The organism is Opitutus sp. ER46 (genome assembly GCF_003054705.1).
Classification (GTDB): domain Bacteria; phylum Verrucomicrobiota; class Verrucomicrobiia; order Opitutales; family Opitutaceae; genus ER46.
In genome coordinates this window covers 18,060-35,690 of record NZ_QAYX01000019.1, presented here as the reverse complement: position 1 = coordinate 35,690, position 17,631 = coordinate 18,060, and the positions used below count along the sequence as shown (strand labels likewise).

At 67.9% G+C, this 17,631-nt stretch carries 10 protein-coding genes; 2 read left to right on the top strand and 8 right to left on the bottom strand.

From position 1 onward, the window contains the following. Positions 1-169: 169 nt before the first annotated feature. From DB354_RS05225 to sucC, 7 genes are all read right to left on the bottom strand, one after another. Positions 170-2,569, bottom strand: coding sequence for a PPC domain-containing protein (locus DB354_RS05225; protein WP_107834390.1), 2,400 nt, complete (start codon positions 2,567-2,569; stop codon positions 170-172). A 14-nt stretch (positions 2,570-2,583) separates the two neighbouring features. Beyond that, complete coding sequence (locus DB354_RS05220) at positions 2,584-4,017, bottom strand: DUF1501 domain-containing protein (RefSeq protein WP_199226800.1); 1,434 nt, start codon at positions 4,015-4,017, stop codon at positions 2,584-2,586. Positions 4,018-4,070: 53 nt separating this feature from the next. Beyond that, entirely contained in the window at positions 4,071-5,843 is a 1,773-nt protein-coding gene (locus DB354_RS05215; protein ID WP_107834389.1) for a DUF1553 domain-containing protein, read from the bottom strand. Between the two features lie 772 nt (positions 5,844-6,615). Beyond that, the gene (locus DB354_RS05210) at positions 6,616-8,388 is read right to left on the bottom strand and encodes a tetratricopeptide repeat protein (RefSeq protein WP_107834388.1); all 1,773 of its coding nucleotides are present in this window, start codon (positions 8,386-8,388) and stop codon (positions 6,616-6,618) included. Between the two features lie 229 nt (positions 8,389-8,617). Next, on the bottom strand, positions 8,618-9,703 hold the full coding sequence (gene mtnA / locus DB354_RS05205) for an S-methyl-5-thioribose-1-phosphate isomerase (protein WP_107834387.1): 1,086 nt from the start codon (positions 9,701-9,703) through the stop codon (positions 8,618-8,620). A 553-nt stretch (positions 9,704-10,256) separates the two neighbouring features. After that, positions 10,257-11,180: a succinate--CoA ligase subunit alpha gene (gene sucD / locus DB354_RS05200; protein WP_107834386.1), complete on the bottom strand. Its 924-nt coding sequence runs from the start codon at positions 11,178-11,180 to the stop codon at positions 10,257-10,259. Positions 11,181-11,208: 28 nt separating this feature from the next. After that, the gene (gene sucC / locus DB354_RS05195) at positions 11,209-12,393 is read right to left on the bottom strand and encodes an ADP-forming succinate--CoA ligase subunit beta (protein WP_107834678.1); all 1,185 of its coding nucleotides are present in this window, start codon (positions 12,391-12,393) and stop codon (positions 11,209-11,211) included. A 330-nt stretch (positions 12,394-12,723) separates the two neighbouring features. On the opposite strand from sucC, the gene DB354_RS05190 reads away from it, so the two are divergent. Further along, positions 12,724-13,233: a phage regulatory CII family protein gene (locus tag DB354_RS05190; protein WP_107834385.1), complete on the top strand. Its 510-nt coding sequence runs from the start codon at positions 12,724-12,726 to the stop codon at positions 13,231-13,233. A 36-nt stretch (positions 13,234-13,269) separates the two neighbouring features. On the opposite strand, the gene DB354_RS05185 is transcribed toward DB354_RS05190, so the two are convergent. Continuing rightward, positions 13,270-14,220 (bottom strand): sugar-binding domain-containing protein, encoded by a 951-nt coding sequence (locus tag DB354_RS05185; protein WP_146180115.1) that lies wholly within the window; start codon positions 14,218-14,220, stop codon positions 13,270-13,272. Between the two features lie 125 nt (positions 14,221-14,345). Here DB354_RS05185 and DB354_RS05180 point away from each other — a divergent pair, with 125 nt between their 5' ends. Then, positions 14,346-17,609, top strand: a complete 3,264-nt coding sequence (locus DB354_RS05180; protein WP_107834383.1) for a TonB-dependent receptor — start codon at positions 14,346-14,348, stop codon at positions 17,607-17,609. The last annotated feature ends 22 nt before the right edge of the window (positions 17,610-17,631 follow it).

Below are 17,631 nucleotides of genomic sequence, written 5' to 3'. Positions count from 1 at the left end.
GAGTGAAAGTGAAGATGGGGGACGGAGTGGCTGCGATATCGGGGGACGGCCCTCAATCCCTCAATCCCTCAATCCCTCAATCCCTCAATCCCTCAATCCCTCAATCCCTCGAGAGTAAGAGAAAGAGGAAGAGTAAGAGAAAGAGTTGGGCGGACGGGCGTTGAGGAGATTACTGAGCTGAGATTTCGAAGGGGATGGCGGGGACACTCCCTAATGGGGTCCGCTGGGCGCGCTTGGCTTTGTCCTTCGCGTTGGTGCGTTCGCCAAAGGCGTTGAGGATGAGGTTGCCCTGCTGGCCGGGCTTCACTTTTGCGGCGTCGCAGGTGAGCTCCACCTCGACGATGTTGCCGGAAACCTTGGCGGATTTGACGGCGATGCCGGCGGGCGGGTCGCTGAGTTCGACGCTGATCTTCTCCACACCGCGGGCCGCGCTCGCGCTCAGCGTCAGACGGGTGGTGCCGCTGGGCGTGAGCGTGACGGGAGTGCGGGACAGGAGGCGGCAGATCGCGCCGGGACGGCCGGACGCGGAGAGCAGGAGTTCACGCACCGGCACCAGGTGATGGTAGGCGAAGGCCTGCATCATGTCCTCGGCTGGGATGGCCTCGCGGGCGACGGACTCGCCGGCGATCGTCGCCACGCCGAAGAGCAGCAGCTTGATGGGCTCGTCGGATGCGTTGGGGCCGGCGGCGATGGTGAACTGCACCTTGTCCTGGCCCGCGGGAATGCGCGCGCCGCTGAGAAAGATTCCGGGTGGCGGATCCTGCAGCGCGAGACGGATCTCGCCGTTGAAGCCGTCGTGCCGCAGTGCATACACCGTGACCGGCGTGTGCATGCCGCGGCGCGTGTTGATGGCCGAGGGGGCGATGCGCAGCTCGAAGTCCGGCCGCGGTGCGCCGACGCGCAGCCGATAGCCATACTCCGGTGCGCCGTGACCTTGGGCGTCGGCGAGCCGCACGAGGTAGGTGCCGTCGGCCGACAGCTTCAGGCTGACGCGCGAGTCGGCGTGGTGCGTCATCAAGCCCACGCCCTTGTCCTCGGTGTCGTCATTGCTGGCGAGCACCTGGCCGGTGGAGTTGGTGACGCGCAGGATCGAGTCGAGCGGCGAGCCGAGCCGGCGGGCGAAGACCTCGGCGATGACCTCGTCGCCGGCCTTGCCGGTGAAGGTGTATACATCCTCTTCGCCGGGGCGGCCGATCCGTCCGTCCACGACGGTCGGAAGCTGCAGCGCTTGGGCGGCGCCGGCGGTGTGGTCGGCCGCCTCGCGGACGGTCGGCGAAGCATCGAGCGCGAAGCGAACGTTGTTCGACAGCTGGCCGCGGTTGCGCACCGCGAGCATGAACGTGCCCGGCATCCTGTCCTTGGTGTCCATCGTGAGTCGCGACGCGGGCAGGTTCCAGCCGGTGAGTTCGAAGGTGGTGGCCTCATTCACGCGACCGCCGAGCGGGAAGACGCTCGTGACGAAAGGCAGTTCGCCGATGCTGAAGCGGTATACGAAGTCCTCCCGACCGCGGTAGATGGAGTCCTTGATCTCCACTGCGTAGGTGCCGTCGGCGGGGATGAGGAAACTGACGACCGGGTCGGGGCTGAAGCGGAAGCTGTCGCTGTAGGCGACCTCGCGGCCCTCGGGATCGTAGAGCGCGACGGTGGCCTGGAACCAGCCGGGGACGGCATCGGCGAGATAGGGGATCAGGCTGCGCGCGGCGACGGCGACGGTGATGTGCTGGCCGGCGCGGGCGGTGAACCGGTAGCGGTCGACCTCGCCCGGGAGAATCTGGCCGTTGACGGTGGCGGGGAGCGTGATTTCAACGGGCGCGGTTTGCGGGCGGTTGGGGCGCGGGCTGGCGGCCTCGCGCTTGCCGCGCGGTTTGGGCATCGACGCAGCGGTGACGACGGCTTCGGAGTACTCCGGCAGCTCGCCGATGTTCAGGACCATCGGATTGGAAACGCCGGCGGGGGATTTCAGGCGCAGGTCGAACGTGCCAGGGGCGGCCTCAGCGGGGACGGTGAGCTCGACGGTGACGGACTCGGCGATGGCGGGGTTGCCCTGGCGGGCGTTGGGCTTGGCCATCTGCCGGCGCAGCTCGGCGAGCTGGAGCTCGTCCGCTTCGGTCCAGGTCGGGCGCGGGCCGGACGGCGCGGCGGGTTCGGGCTCCTTGGCGGCCTTCTTTTCGGCGCCCTTGCGGCCCTCGCCCTTGACGCGTTCCGGGGCGGCGGTGCCGCGAGCGGCGGCGCGCTTCTCGAGCAGCGCCTGTACCTTGTCGCGAAGATCGTTGAGCTCCTTCTGCGTGAGCGGGCGGTCGTAGCCGGTGACCTTGGCCGTGATGGCCGGGTCGGTCGTGAGCGCCTGGTCGACGCCGTTGAGATTCTGACCGCCCACCGTGATCGTGACCGTCTGCCCCTTCTCCGCACCGGCCGGGTAGGCGTAGCCGAGGTGAGGCGGGGTGCGACCGGCGTTCTGGTTCTGGGCGCGCGCCGGGACGGTGACGAAGCATGCGGCCGCGATCGCGGTGGCGACGATGGCCGGTTGGAGCCGGGAGAGGAACGGGCGGAGTGACAGCGGGAGAGCCATGGCGGAGCAGGGAATCACATCAGTTCGGCGAGGCGGCTCACCGGCCGCGAGCCATCGGCGGTGGTGGGCATCGCGCGGACGTCGGTGCCCTCGGGGTGCGGCAGGCGGGCGTCGCCATCGATGCCGAGGAGCTCGTACACGGACCCGATGAGTTCGCTCGGGTGCACCGGATGATCGGCGACGGTTTCGCCGCGGGCATCGGAGGCGCCGAGGACGCGGCCGCCCTTGAACCCGCCGCCGGCGACCAGGGTAGAAAACACGGTGCCATAGTGGCCACGGCCGCCGTTCCACGGCGCCTCCCACATCACCTTCGGAGTGCGGCCAAATTCGCCGCCGGTCCACACGATGGTGCTGTCGAGCAACCCGCGTTGGGCGAGGTCGGCGAGCAGCGTGGCGAGACCCTTGTCCAACTCGGGCAGCTTCCGGCGCATGATGGGGAAGTGCTGCTTGTGGGTGTCCCAACCCTTGTAATTGATCGTCACATACGGCACGCCGCGCTCAACGAGCCGGCGGGCCATGAGGCAGGACTGGCCGAAGGTGTTGCGCCCGTACTGGTCGCGCAGCTTGTCGGATTCCTGGGCGAGGTCGAAGACCTTGCCGGCGTCGCCGAGGATCATCTCGTAGGCGTCGGTCTCGCACTGGGCGAGGGCGGCGAGCCGCGGATCGCCGCTGCGGGAGGCGCGCTCGAGGGTGTTGAGCTTGTGGAGCAGTTCGCGGCGGGCGCGCTGGTGCTCGTCCGTCACGCCCTGGGCGACGACGCCCTCGACGAGGAAGCGGCTGGCGGCGGGGTCGCCGCCGGTGGCGAAAGGCTTGTAGCGGGCGCCGAGGAAGCCGGCCTCGGAGAAGCGGCCCTGCAGCTCGGTGAGCACGATGTATGGCGGCAGGAGGCCCTTGTAGCCGGCGTCGTAGCCCTTGAAGAGCGACACCACGGCGCCGACGCCGGGGAAGACATCGCGGCCGCCCGAGGCGCGGCCGGTTTGGACGGTGTAGGCGGCGGTTTCGTGGGCGAAGACGCCGTGGCTCATGCTGCGGATGAGCGCGTACTTGTCGGCCTGTTTCGCCAACTCGGGCATGAGCTCGTTGATGCGGATGCCGTCGACGTTGGTGGCGAGGGCGGACCGGAACGGCCCGGTGTAGTCGGCGGGGGCGTCGGGCTTGGGGTCGAAGGTGTCGAGGTGGCACGGACCGCCCCAGAGCCAGATCTGGATGACGGACTTGGCGCGGGGGCCCGGCTTGGGCGCGAGCGCGGGCAGGGCGGCTGCGGCCGGCGCGGCGGGGCCGGCGAAGGCGCGGGAGAGGAGCGGGCCACCAAGCATGGCGCCGACGGAGCCGAGCAGGCCGAGACGGATGGCGTCGCGACGGGACATCGGGCCGCCGCGGAGCCCGAGCAGCCGCAGTTCGGCGTCGAGGTCCCACTGTTTCGGATCGTCGCTGTGATGGAGATTCATGGCGGGGAGTTGAGGCGGGGACGTTGAAACGGGAGGCGCGGGCGCGGCCGGGCTCAGTGGCGGTAGAGGAACTCGGTGCTGTTGATGAGCGCCCAGAGCACGTCGATCGTGGCCGTGCGCGAGTTGACGCCGGCGGCGTAGGCGGCGATGGCGGCCTTCTCGGCGTCGGTCGGCGGGCGGGAGAGGATGGTGAAGTAGATATCGGGCAGTTTCTCCTCGAGGGAGCCGGTGCGGAGGAGGGACTGCAGCTTCGGGCCGTCCTCGATCTTCTTCTGGACGTGTGTCGAGTTGAGAAGGTGGAGCCGCTGGTTGGCGGTGATGCGGTTGTTGCGCTCGGCCTCCTCGCCGGTGTCGCGGGAAGGCCGGCCGAACATCTCGAGGAAGGAGCTGGTGATGCTGCCGTCGGGCAGGGCGATGGAGCGCTGGTTCTCGGGGATGAAGGTGAAGGGCTCGGGGATGGCGCTGGAGTATTTCTCGGTGGTGCCGGTGATCTGGTTGAGCGCGTCGATGAGGACCTCGGCATCGAGCCGGCGGAGCGGGTAGGAGGCGAAGAGCGCGGCGGCCTCGGGGCGGTCGCTGTGGGCGACGGAGGACAGCTGGTACGTCTGCGAGGTGAGAATCAGGCGGAAGAGTTTTCGCAGGTCGTAGCCGCCGGCGACGAATTGCTTTTCCAGATACGCGAGCAGCTCGGGGTTGGCGGGCGGATTGTCGGGGCGCAGGTCGTCGGGCTCGTGGACGATGCCGCGGCCGAGGAGCCAGGACCACGCGCGGTTGACGAGGGCGCGGGCGAACCACGGGTTGTCGGGGCGGATGAGCCAGTCGGCGAAGACCTCGCGCGGGTCGCGGTCGCCGTTGAGCGTGGCGGTGGTGCCGTCGGGGAAGGTGATGGTGGCGGGCGTCGCGAGCTTGGTGCGGTCGAAGAAGACGATCTCCTCCTTCCACTCCTGGGTGGCCTTGTAGCCGATGGCGGAGAAGCACGGGGCGAGACCGGCGGCCTGGGCGGCGGGCCATTTCTCGGCGTGGCTGCCCATGAAGGTGAGGGCGGCGACCCGCGTGAGCCCCTGCGGGTCGCGGGCCTGGGCGGCGCGGTAGAAGTTGACGGGTCCGTCGCGGAAGTTGCTGCCGCTGGCGGTGAGGAGCGTGCGGGCAAACTGGTCGTAGGGCAGGTTGTCGCGGACCGCGGTGTACACCCAGCGCCGGTACGCCTGGGCGGCGTTGGGCCAGAGGTTGATGGGGAACTCGGCCTTCACGCGGAGGAGATCGCACCACTTCATCGTCCAGTAGTCGGCGAACTCGTCGCGGGCGAGGAGCGTGTCGATGAGCGCAGTGCGTTTGTCTGGGTTGCGGTCCTGCAGGAAGCGGCGGGCCTCGGTGGCGGTGGGGAGCGTGCCGATGACGTCGAGGTAGGCGCGACGGACGAAGACGGCGTCGGTGCAGAGGGGCGCGGGTTCGAGGCTGGCGGCGGTGAGGCGGGCGAGGACGAGCCGGTCGATCTCGGTGGCCGGCTTGAGGGTGGCGCCGCGTTCATAGATGGCGGCGGGGTTCGCCGGGGCGGCGGCGACTGCGGATGCCGGCGGGGGCGTGGTTTTGGCCGGCGCCGCGACGGGTGTGGTGGCGCCGGGCTTCTGCGCCTTGCGGTTGGGGCGCTTCTTCGGGGCGGGCGGCGTCGTCTCGGTGGTGGTGGTCGCGGGGCTGGGGGCTGGGGACGCGGCTTCAGCGGCGGGGACAGCCGGCACGGCCAGGAAAGCCAGCATGGCGGCGCCGAGCGCGACCGCGAAGCGGGGAAGGGAGACGCAATCGGAGAACTCGGACGGGACGCGAAGCATGGGATCGAGGAACAACGTCGCTTGAGACGCCGGCCGCAGCACCGCGCTACGGTAAATTGCGCATTAAACCGGGGCTAATGGCCAATGAAGTGAAAGTGAGAGTGGGCAGATCACGGAGTCGGGGGCGAAACTACGGACGAGTTGAGGTGAACCGCGAAAGACGCGAAGGGGCGCGAAAATCGGGGGTGGGCGGGGGCGAGGTGTGTCGGGACCGTGACAGGTTCGCAGGTTGCAGGTCGCAGGTTTCGGGGACCGCGGAGGGAGAAGACGGCAACCGCGAAAGGCGCGAAAACGTGGGGTGGGCGGGGCGAGGGGCGAAGGCGGGACCGGGGACGAGAACCGCGGGTTTTCGCGGCAGGGTTCGCGAGCGTTCGCGGTGTTCAGGTTTGGCGGACTGAGCAGTCCGGAGCGGGAGTAACCACGAATGGACACTAATGAACACGAATTATCCGGGACGGATTGCGGAGGCCGTGGCCGCAAAAGCTGCCTGCTCTATTCGTGTCCATTGGTGTCCATTCGTGGTTAACCGTTTTCAGGGGCGTATAGCGAACCGCAGACGGAGGCGGTGAACCGCGAAAGACGCGAAGGGGCGCGAAAACCTGGGGTGGGCGGGGGCGAGGGGCGAGGGGCGAAGGCGGGAGCGGGGGCGGAGGACCGCGGGATTTCGCGGCTGTTTCGCGAGCGTTCGCGGTGAGCGCAGGTTTGGGGGGCGAGAGGTTCGGAAGGCGTTCGCGGTGACTTTTGGTTCGATGAACGGAGCGAGCGTTCGCGGTCAGCGGCGGGCTTCGATGTCTTGAAGCGCGCGGAGGGCGCGGGGGTCGCCGGGGCTCAGTTGGAGGACCGTGCGGAAGTGGCGCTCAGCGCGGGCGGGCTGGTTGAGCATGAGGAGCACGAAGCCAAGGTTGCGGTGGGCGTCCACGAAGCGGGGGTCGAGGCGGACGGCTTCGGTGAAGTGGGTGGCGGCCTCGGGGTAGCGTTCGAGCAGGGCCAATGCGGTGCCGAGGTTGTGGTGCGCATGGGTGTAGCGCGGATCGAGGCGAAGCGCGGTCTCGAACTCCGGGATGGCATGCGCGGCGTCCCGCTTGGCCAGCCAGGCGGTGCCGAGGTCGAAATGCGCCTTGGCGTAGTTGGGACGGACTTGGAGCGCCTGGAGATAGAGAGGCATGGCGTCGTCGAATCTCCCCTGGGCGAAGAACTCGTTGCCGAGGTTCACGTGGGCCAGCCAGGCGCCCGGGTTGCGGGCGCGGACCGCGGACCAGTGCGTGACCTTGTCGTGGTACTCGCCGGCTTCGCGCCAGGTCAGGACGGCGCAGGCGACGAGGACGGTGGTGGCGAGCGTGGGGCGGACCCACGCGAGGGCGGAGACGGCGGCGCGCAGTCCCACCGCGGCGGTCGCGGCGAGGGCCGGGAGTACGGCCATGCTGGCGAGGTACTGGAAGTGGTCCGCGACATAGGAGAACAGGAAGTAGTAAACGTCGAAGAATCCCAGGACCGGGAATAGCAGCGCGACGAAGGAAGCGGCGACGACGAACGCGGTGCGGTGGCGGGCGGAGCGCGCGCGCCAGGCGAGAGCGCCGAGCGTGCCGACGGCGGCGGCGAAGGGCAGGTAGGACCAGACGGAGCCGACGGCGATCGTCCAGCGCGGATAGATGAAGACGAGCGGGTGCGGCCACAGCAGCTTGCCGAGGTAGAACCAGACGGCGCGGCCGGAGATAGCGAGCCGTTCGACGACGCTCTGGTTCCAGTCGGGGCCGAGGGCGAGCGAGTGATACTTCTGCTCCCACACCGTCCAGCCGGCGGTGAGGGCGGAGAGTGCGAAGAACGGCAGTAACCAGAGCGCGGCGCGCGCCCAGGACCAGCGCTCGGCGCGCCACCACCAAAGCAGGGCGAGGGCGACTGGCAGCATGACAGTCGAAGGTTTGCTAAGGAGCGCGAGGACGGCGCAGAGGAGAGCGAGTGCGTACGGCCGCCAGGAAGACGTGTTGGCGCGGGAATCGCGGGCACGTTGCCAGCGTAGGAAACAGGATGTTGCGAGCAGGAAGAAGACGGCGGATTGGGTGTTCTTAAGCTCGGAGATCCATGCGACGGATTCGGCCTGCACGGGATGGAGCGCCCAGAGCGCGGCGCCGAACCAGGCGCCGGGGAGCGCGAGCTGGCGCAGGACGCGCCACAGCAGGAGCGCGGCGAGGAGGTGGCAGGCGACGTTGGCCAGATGATACGGGAGCGGATTGAGGCCCCAAACGGCGTGCAGCGCCTTGAACGTGGTGAGGACGAGCGGAAAGTAGTTCGCCGCGGGCGTGGTCCAGATCTCCTTCAGTCCTTCGGGTCCGACGATCCGCGGGTTCTCGTACACGTGGTCATCGTCGTCCCAGATGAACCCCGCGTGCCAGACGGGCGAGTAGGCGAGTGCGACGAGCACAACGAGGACTGCCGCGAGCACGCCGTCGCGGCGCCAGAACGGACGCGCCGGCGGGAGGGCCGGCGCGGCAGGAGCGGGCGAGGACGGCGAGGGGGGGTTTGGCGGCGGGGGCTGAAGCGGGGGCATTCGAGGCGGGAGTGGGAGTGGCTGGGGAAGGACGAAGGGTTTGAGATGCAGCTCTTTCTCTTACTCTTCCTCATACTCTTTCTCTCGATCCGTGAGGCCGGCGGAAACCGGCCGACAACGAGAACGCCTGCGGAGTGAAAGTGAGGGAGCCACTGACTCGGTGAGCTGAGAGCGAGAGAAAGACGAAGAGTAAGAGAAAGACCTCGGAGATCCGTGGGTTCATGAGCCCTCAAGGGAAGAGGCGGCGGAGGCCGGCTTCGGACGGCTCGGCGACGCCGCGTTCGGTGATGAGGCCGGTGATGAGCCGGGCGGGGGTGACGTCGAAGGCGGGGTTGGCGGCGGGGCTGCCCTCGGGCGTGAGCGCGACGGCGGCGACGGAGCCGTCGGGCAGCCGGCCGGCGAGATGCGTCACTTCACGAGCACTACGCTCCTCGATCGGGATCTCGCGGACGCCGTCGTGGACGGTCCAGTCGATCGAAGGTGACGGGAGGGCGACGTAGAACGGCACGCCGTTGTCATGGGCGGCGAGGGCCTTGAGGTACGTGCCGACCTTGTTGCAGACATCGCCGGAGGCGGTGGTGCGGTCGGTGCCGACGATGACGAGGTCGACCTGGCCGTGCTGCATGAGGTGGCCGCCGGCGTTGTCGGCGATGACGGTGTGGGGGACGCCGTGGTTGAGCAGTTCCCAGGCGGTGAGGCTGGCGCCCTGGTTGCGCGGGCGGGTTTCGTCGACCCACACGTGAATAGGGAGGCCGGCGTCGTGGGCGGCGTAGATCGGAGCGGTCGCGGTGCCGAGGTCGACGGTGGCGAGCCAGCCGGCGTTGCAGTGGGTGAGGATGTTGACGCGCTGGCCGGCGGGCTTGCGGGCGGCGAGGGCGCGGATGAGGGCGAGCCCGGCGGCGGCGAGGCCGCGGTTGAGGGCGACGTCTTCGTCGCAGATCGCGATGGCGAGGGCGCGGGCGGCATCGGCGCGCTCCGCTTGACGAAGTGGGGCGAGGTGGGCGCGACCGCGGTCGAGGGCCCAGCGGAGGTTCACGGCGGTGGGCCGGGTGGCGAGCAGCGTTGCGTGCGCGTGGGCAAGGGCGGCGTCGGAGGGGTCGGCGCGCAGCGCGAGCCAGAGTCCCCAGGCGGCAGTGGCGCCGATGAGCGGGGCGCCGCGGACGAGCATGGCGCGGATCGCGTGGGCGGCGTCGTCGAGGGTGGCGAGCCGGGCGACGGCGAAGACGTGAGGGAGCTGCGTTTGGTCGATGATCTCGACGGCGGCGCCGCCGGCGGAGGGCCAGATCGTGCGCGTGGGGCGGCCTTGGACGTTCATGAAGAAGGGGGCGGGGGGAGGGGGGGCGCGGAGTTGGCGACGAAAGGAGGGCGGCGGCGACGAATGTTTGCAGCGAAGTGCGACGAGGCGGGAAGAAGTCGGGGTGCTCTTACTCTTTCTCTTCCTCTTTCTCTTACTCTCAAGCTGCATTCCTCGCGGGACGAAGACGGAGGGGGGCGGCTGGGCGATGGTGCAGCGGTCGGGCACCGGGCAAGCGAGCACAACGGGGCTTTCGGGCGGATTGGGGCGGATCGGACGGATCGGACTGATCAGTCGGATCCGTCTGATCAGTGCGATCGGTCGGAAAAGCCCGTGGTGTCCTCTCGGCCGGCGCGAGCCGGCCGAGAACGAGAATGAGAACGAGAACCGGGGGGCTGAGGCGACGGCGAGGTCGCGGGGGGCGGACGGGTCGTACGGCGGCGACTGGGGGCTGGGAGAAAGAGTAAGAGTAAGAGGAAGAGGAAGAGGTGGCGGGGTGGCGGGTGGGCACAAAAAAGGCGGGCCCCGCCGCTTTTGGGGGGCCCGCCGTGAGGGGGAAGGTACTCTCTTTTGCTTAGCCGAGTTTCACACCCTTCGCCTTGGCGGCGCGGATGAGGGCGTCGGCCATGTCGCTCGGGGTGGCGGCGACTTCGATGCCGCACTCCTTGAAGATGGCGATCTTGGCGGCGGCGGTGTCCTCCTTGCCGCCGATGACGGCGCCGGCGTGACCCATGCGGCGGCCGGCGGGAGCGGTGGCGCCCGCGATGAAGCCGGCGACCGGCTTCTTGCAGTTCGCTTTGATCCAGCGGGCGGCCTCGGCCTCGGCGTTGCCGCCGATCTCACCGATCATGATGATGCCGTAGGTCTCGGGGTCGTCGTTGAACATCTTGACGACATCGAGGTGGGAGGTGCCGTTGACCGGGTCGCCGCCGATGCCGACGGAGGTGGTCTGGCCCAGGCCGCGGGTGGTGAGCTGGTACACGGCCTCGTAGGTGAGGGTGCCGGAGCGGGAGACGACGCCGACGTGACCCTTCTTGTGAATGTAGCCGGGGGCGATGCCGATGCGGCAGCCGCCGGAGGAGTCCTTGCCGGTGCCGGGCGTGACGAGGCCCGGGCAGTTGGGCCCGATCAGGCGGGTCTTGCGGCCCTGCATGGCGCGCTTCACGCGGACCATGTCCTTGACCGGGATGCCCTCGGTGATGGCGACGGCGAGGTCGAGGTTGGCGTCAACGCACTCGAGCACCGCGTCGGCCGCGAAGGGCGGCGGGACGAAGATGGCGGAGACGGTCGCGCCGGTGGCGGCGGCGGCGTCCTTCACCGAGTTGAAGATCGGGACCTTGATGCCGTTGTGCTCGAACACCTGGCCGCCCTTGCCGGGCGTGACGCCGGCGACGACCTTGGTGCCGTAGTCGAGGGACAGCTTGGTGTGGCGCGCGCCGAACTCACCGGTGATGCCCTGGATCAGGATCTTGGTTTCGGAATTAACGAGAATGGACATTTTGGAACGGAGTTGAGCGTTGCGTCGCTTAGGCGGAAACGAGCTTCACGATCTTCTGGGCGGCGTCGGCCATGGAGTCGCCGGAGACGAGCTTGAGGCCCGAGGAGGCGAGGGTGGTCTTGCCGGCGGCGACGTTGTTGCCCTCGAGGCGAACGACGAGCGGGAGCTTGAGGCCGACTTCCTTCACGGCGTCGACGATGCCCTGGGCGATCACGTTGCAGTCCATGATGCCGCCGAAGATGTTCACGAGGATTCCCTTCACGTTCTTGTCGCCGAGGATGATCTTGAAGGCCGCGACGACCTGCTCGCGGGAGGCGCCGCCGCCGACGTCGAGGAAGTTGGCCGGGGTGCCGCCGAAGTGCTTGATGATGTCCATCGTGCTCATGGCGAGGCCGGCGCCGTTGACGAGGCAGGCGATGTTGCCGTCGAGCGCGATGTAGTTGAGTTCGTGCTTGGAGGCCTCGACCTCCTTTGAATCTTCCTCGTTGAGGTCGCGGAGTTCGACGATCTCGGGGTGGCGGAAGAGGGCGTTGTCGTCGAAGCCGACCTTGGCGTCGAGGGCGAGGACCTCACCGGCGGTGGTGGTGATGAGGGGGTTGATCTCGACCATGGAGGCGTCGGACTCCCAGAAGCAGCGGAAGAGGGAGCGGATGAGCTTGGTGGCGTTTTTGCCCTCGGCGGGGGTGAGGCCGAGCTTGAAGATGAGTTCGCGGATCTGGAACTCGGCGAGGCCGTAGGCCGGGTCGATGAAGACCTTGTGGATCTTTTCCGGGGTGTCGTGGGCGACCTTCTCGATCTCCATGCCGCCCTCGGTGGAGGCGACGATCACGGGGCGCGAGGTGGCGCGGTCGAGGAGGATGGCGAGGTAGTACTCCTTTTTGATCTGGCTACCGACCTCGAAGTAAATCGTCTGCACCTTGCGGCCGGCGGGGCCGGTCTGGAGCGTGACGAGAGTGTTGCCGAGCATCTTGGCGGCGGCCTCGCGGGCCTCGGCCTTGCTCTTGCAGACCTTGACGCCGCCCTTGAGGCCGTCGGTGAACGTGCCTTTGCCGCGTCCACCCGCGTGAATCTGGGATTTGACGACGGTGACACCCTCGGGAAGCTGCGCGAGGGCGGTGACGAACTCCTCCGGCGTCTTGGCTGGCGCGCCGCTCGGAACGGGCACGCCAAATTTCGCGAAGAGCGCCTTGGCCTGGTATTCGTGGATATTCATGACAAAGAAAAAGTCCGCCCAGTAAGCCACAGCGCAACCGGGGGTGGCACGCAAAAAAACCGGCGGGGCGGGCGGGGGTGGAACCAGGGAAATGCGCGGGAAAAGGCGGGATTGGGGGCCCGGGGGAGGGGCGCGGGGATGTTCCCTGCCCGGGGGTTGCGGCCGCAGCACGGCGGAGGGCGGAGTGCGGCCGCGGGCGGCGCAGACCGGCGCGGGCAGCAGGACCGGAGACGTTTTCGGACTGTTTGACGGTGCCGGAGCCTACGCGCGGGTGGAGGGGCCGCCGGGAAGATTGCCATCGGTCGGGGCGTCCCGCAGCGTGGAACTGCCATGCACTCCCACGAGGTGATGAAGGAGGTCCTCAAGAAAACCAGCGCGAAGCAGATTGCCGCGGACATGGGTCTGTCGCTCTCGCTCATCTACAAGTGGGCGGAGCCGCCGGACGGGGAGAGTGGCGCGAGCAGCCCGCTGGAGCGGGTGGGGCAGATGATTCGCATCACGCGGGATCCGCAGCTGGCGCAGTGGGTTTGCGAGCAGGCGGGGGGCTTCTTCATTCGGAATCCGCATTTGCTGCCCCCGACGCGCCCCCTGATCCCAATCACCAACGACATTGTGCAGGAGTTCGCGGACATGCTGGCGACGATCGCGGTGTCGTCGTCGGACAACGTGATCACGAAGGAGGAGGCGAGGAACATCCGCCGCCGGTGGGAGGAGCTGAAGACCGTGACGGAGGGATTCGTCACCGCAGCGGAGAGCGGGACGTTTACGCCGCCGGTGGAGCCGAAGGCCGACGGAAAGGCGGACGGGAAACCGGCCGTGAAGCCGGTCGAGCGGCGCTGACCTGGGGCGCGGAATGCGGTGGCCCCGCCGCCGCACCTACATCGCAAGCAGGGCGCGTGCGCCGCTGTCGTCGATCAGGAGCGCCTTGAGCAGGCCGCCGCGCATGGCGGCGGCAACGGCGGGGGCGCGTTCCGGGCCAGCGGCGACGCCGACGACTTGGGGAACCTTGCGGAGGCAGTCGAGCTCGACGCTGAGGGCGCGGGTGCGCCAGGGGGAGTTGCACTCGCGGCCGTTGCGATCGAAGAACCGGCCGCAAATCTCGCCCACGGCGCCGGCGGCGCGCAGCTGGTCGGCGTCGGTGGAGTTGAGGACGCCGCGCTCGACGTAGATTGTCTGCTCGAGCGGGCCCACGCCCACGAGGGCGGCGTCGGCCTTCTTGAGCCGCTGCCAGACCGAGCGGATCTGGGCGGAGGCCAGGAAGGCGTCGCGGGTCTTCTTGTCCGGCGCGAACGCGGGTGTGCTGAGGGTGAGAAACTCGCCGCCCCAGAGCTTGACGATGGTGCGGCCGAGTTCGAGGGCGTCGACGGAGGAAATGTTGGAGTCGATGCTCCCCATGGCCTGCACGACGGTGAGCCGGTGCTGGTCGGAGCGCCGGAGGCGGTTCACGACCTCGAAGATGCTGCGGCCTCCACCGAGCGCGAGGACGCCGGGGCTGGGCAGGAGGGAGGCGACGAAGGGGGCGCCGAAATGGCCGACGGTCTGGCGGGCGGCCTCGGCGGTGACCGGCTTGGCGGTCTTGATCACGGCGGCGTCGAGCAGGCCGAAGCGCTGCTTGAGGTCGGCCTCGAGCCGGGCGTCGCGGGCGTTGTACTGCTCGACCGATACCTTCACGATCCCGCGCTCCTGGGCAATGGCGAGCAGGCGCGACACCTTGGTCTGCGAGACGTGGACGAGAGCCGCGACTTCCTGCTGGCCCAGGCCGTCGATGTGGTAGAGCGTCGCGGCCATCCGCAGGATTTCGTCGGGGTAGATGACTTTCTTCGGCATGAGTCGGGCGCCCAAAGGGGGTACCGGGTTGTCGCATGCATGTCACGGAATTATTTATGCGCATAAAGTTTCTACTCGCCTAAAGGCTAGCCGCGGAGTGGGGTGGGCGAACTCGCCACATCCGTATGACTACACCCCAACGTTGCTGGTTGATTCTGGCCCTTACCCTTGCCTTGCCCGTCGCCGCGCAGACTGCGCCCGCGACGGAGCCAGCCAAGCCCGCGGCCGCACCCAACGAGGCCGAGCCGACAATCCAGCTGGAAGCGTTTACCGTGACCGGCTCGAATATCCGCCGCCTCGATGCTGAAACCGCCATGCCGATCTCGGTGATCGACCGGGCGGAACTCGATGCCCGCGGCGCCACGACCATGGCCGACCTGTTTGAGACCATGGGCGCCGCCGAAATCTCCGGGATCACGGAGATCAACAACGGCCCGCAGCTGGCCCGTGGCGACGTCGCCTCGATCGACCTGCGCGGCCTCGGCTCCGGCAGCACGCTCGTGCTGATCAATGGTCGCCGCATGGCTCCGCACCCGATCTCGATGGCGGAAAACGGCGTTCCCTCCCTCGCCGCCAACATCAACGTCGTGCCCCGCACGCTCGTCGATCGCGTCGAGGTCCTGCGCGACGGCGCTTCCGCCGTCTACGGCGCTGACGCCGCCGCCGGCGTCGTGAACAATTATGTCTCCCGCTCCTTCGTTGGTGCCGGCATTACGCTGCGCGGCTCGATGACCCAGCATGGTGGCGCCAACGAGACCGGCGTTTCGGCCTACGAGGGATTTAAGAAGGGCAAGACCCACATTTCGGTTTCGGCGGACTACTACCACCGCGATGCCCTGGCCGCCTCGCAGCGGGAGTATTCGCGCTATGCCGACCAGCGCACCCGGCCCGACATGCCTGCCCCGTGGACCGGTCAGCCGATGGTCGACGCCGCCGGCACGACCGTGCGCGACAACGACTTCAACAACAGCAACAGCGTCAATCAGTGGGGCCAGTGGCAGCGCGGCTTCATCCAGTCCAACTACCTGGATTTCATCGGCTCCCGCCCCGACAAGAACGTCGGCATCAGCACGAGCACCACGCCGCCCGCTGGTGTCGCCACCATGGCGAAGGACGGCATGTTCTACCTTTATCCGACCGCCGATGGCGGTGTGAGCTTCAAGCAGAGCGCGCCCTCCAAGAACATCGACAGCGCGGAGAACGCCACCTACTCGAACTGGAACCGCTGGAAGATGCTGATCCCGGCCACCGACCGCTTCCAGTTCTCCACCTTCATCGACCGCCCCCTCACTGAGAACGTGAGCGCGTTTGGCGACCTGATGTTCTACTCGGCCTACAGCCGCACCGGCCGCGAGCCCGTGAACTTCAAGGACTCGGATGATCAGGGCATCTACCTGCCGAAGGAGAATCCCTACAACCCGTTCGGTGTCCGCTTCTATCACCCGACCGGCGCGCCGAATGCCGATGGCACCCCGCGCCTTGTTGGCACGCCGGCCGACGTCACGATGCCGACCGGTGTCTCGCCCGGGCAGAATGAGGGCTATGGCTTCAAGCCCCGCGTGACCGAGGTCTTCTCCTATGCCTGGCGTGCCCTCGGCGGCGTCCGCGGCAAGCTCTGGGACAACTGGGAGTGGGAGACCGCCCTCCTGGCCTCCGGTGCCCAGACCCACGAGTACGAGCATTTCCAGGTCCGTGAGTCGCGGTTGCGCTACGCGCTGGCCCGCACCGACGCGACGGCCTTCAACCCGTTCCCCGTCACGTTCAAGATCGTCAACAACCAGGTCGTGGTGGACCAGAAGTACACCAATCCGACGGCGCTGACGGACTCCCTGTACGATGACGAAGACCGCTTCGGCCGCACGACGCTCCTGATGTGGGACGCCAAGATCAACGGCCAGCTCTGGCAGCTGTTCCGCGGCGGCAATATCGGTTTCGCGAGCGGCGTCGAGGTGCGCTACGAGAACTACGCCGACAAGCGCGCCGTGTATTCCGGCGTGAACCCCCCGGGTTCCGGTGCCTCGTATCCGTACCTGCGCGAGAACGACAACGACTTCCTGGCGCTGAGCATGAACATCCCGATCAGCGCCCACCAGACGATCTACGCGGCCTACGCCGAGACGGCGCTGCCGTTCATCACGCCCGCGAATCGCATTCCGTTCGTCAACTCGCTCGAAGTTTCGCTCGCCGGCCGTTACGAGAATTTCTCGATCTTCGGCGACACGCTGAAGCCGAAGGCCAGCGGCATCTGGAAGCCCGTGAGCTGGATCAAGGTTCGTGGCTCGATCGCCGAGTCCTTCCGCGCTCCCAACCTCGTCCAGACGAACATCTCCCCGCTCAAGCGGCAGTTCAGCTCCGACGACCCGTACCGCTATCCGGTTACCGCGCTCCCCGAGGACAGCTCGATGCAGCGCACCAGCTATCGCATGGGTAACCAGAACCTGCAGCCGGAAGAGGCGCAGACCTGGTCCTCCGGCGTGGTCGTCGAAGTCCCGAAGATCCGCGGCCTGTCGCTGACCTTCGATTACTTCAAAATCAACCAGAACAAGGTCATCGAGAACCTCGGCGCCGGCGCCTCCATCGACCGCGACGAGACCTACCTCGACCTCGCAACGCAGGCGGCCCTCGCCTCCGGCAAGAGCATCGACCAGATCGACCTCGGTTCCGGCACCGCCGGCTACCAGGGCTTCGATCGCGTCACCCGTGCCGCCGTCACCGACGAGGACCGTGCGCTGTTTGCCGCCTACAATGCCAAGCAGACGTCCAACGCCGCCAAGCGCGCGGTGGTTGGCAAGATCATCAGCGTCCGCGACGACTACATCAACCTGAGCGGCCGCGACATCCAGGGCTACGAGTTCGGCGTGCAGTACCGCACCCCGAAGACCCCGTACGGCACCTTCACGTTCAACGGCGAGGCCACGCACTACGTCGTGCGCAAGTCGCAGTCCGAAGAGGGCGCGATTCCGCTCGACGAGCTCTCCCGCAACGGCCGCGCCAAGTGGCGCGCCAACGCCTCGCTCTCGTGGCGCAAGGCCCCGTGGGGCGCCGGCTGGTTCGCGAGCTACTTCGGCTCCTTCGTTGATACGTCGGCCGCGACCACCGAGGCCGTGTACCGCGCGCTGGGTGGCCCGAGCTACATCAGCACCTTCAACGACAACGGCATCGTCAAGTACTACCTCCGCGTCGATCCCTACATCCAGCACAACGTCTGGGTTTCCTATAACTTCAAAGGCAAGCGCTTCGGCTGGGTGAGCGGCACGACGATGAAGGTTAGCCTCAACAACGTCTTCGACACCGATCCGCCGCTGGCCGACGAGCAGTACGGCTACCGTACCAGCGCGGCCAATCCGCGTGGTCGGCAGATCGCGATGGAGCTTTCCAAGAAGTTCTAAGGTTCGATCAAGGCAGGCCGGC

Excerpts from the sequence above, each read along its gene's own strand:
- DB354_RS05225 (WP_107834390.1), bottom strand. The coding sequence starts at position 2,569 with ATGGCTCTCCCGCTGTCACTCCGCCCGTTCCTCTCCCGGCTCCAACCG.
- DB354_RS05220 (WP_199226800.1), bottom strand. The coding sequence starts at position 4,017 with ATGAATCTCCATCACAGCGACGATCCGAAACAGTGGGACCTCGACGCC.
- DB354_RS05215 (WP_107834389.1), bottom strand. The coding sequence starts at position 5,843 with ATGCTTCGCGTCCCGTCCGAGTTCTCCGATTGCGTCTCCCTTCCCCGC.
- DB354_RS05210 (WP_107834388.1), bottom strand. The coding sequence starts at position 8,388 with ATGCCCCCGCTTCAGCCCCCGCCGCCAAACCCCCCCTCGCCGTCCTCG.
- mtnA (WP_107834387.1), bottom strand. The coding sequence starts at position 9,703 with ATGAACGTCCAAGGCCGCCCCACGCGCACGATCTGGCCCTCCGCCGGC.
- sucD (WP_107834386.1), bottom strand. The coding sequence starts at position 11,180 with ATGTCCATTCTCGTTAATTCCGAAACCAAGATCCTGATCCAGGGCATC.
- sucC (WP_107834678.1), bottom strand. The coding sequence starts at position 12,393 with ATGAATATCCACGAATACCAGGCCAAGGCGCTCTTCGCGAAATTTGGC.
- DB354_RS05190 (WP_107834385.1), top strand. The coding sequence starts at position 12,724 with ATGCACTCCCACGAGGTGATGAAGGAGGTCCTCAAGAAAACCAGCGCG.
- DB354_RS05185 (WP_146180115.1), bottom strand. The coding sequence starts at position 14,220 with ATGCCGAAGAAAGTCATCTACCCCGACGAAATCCTGCGGATGGCCGCG.
- DB354_RS05180 (WP_107834383.1), top strand. The coding sequence starts at position 14,346 with ATGACTACACCCCAACGTTGCTGGTTGATTCTGGCCCTTACCCTTGCC.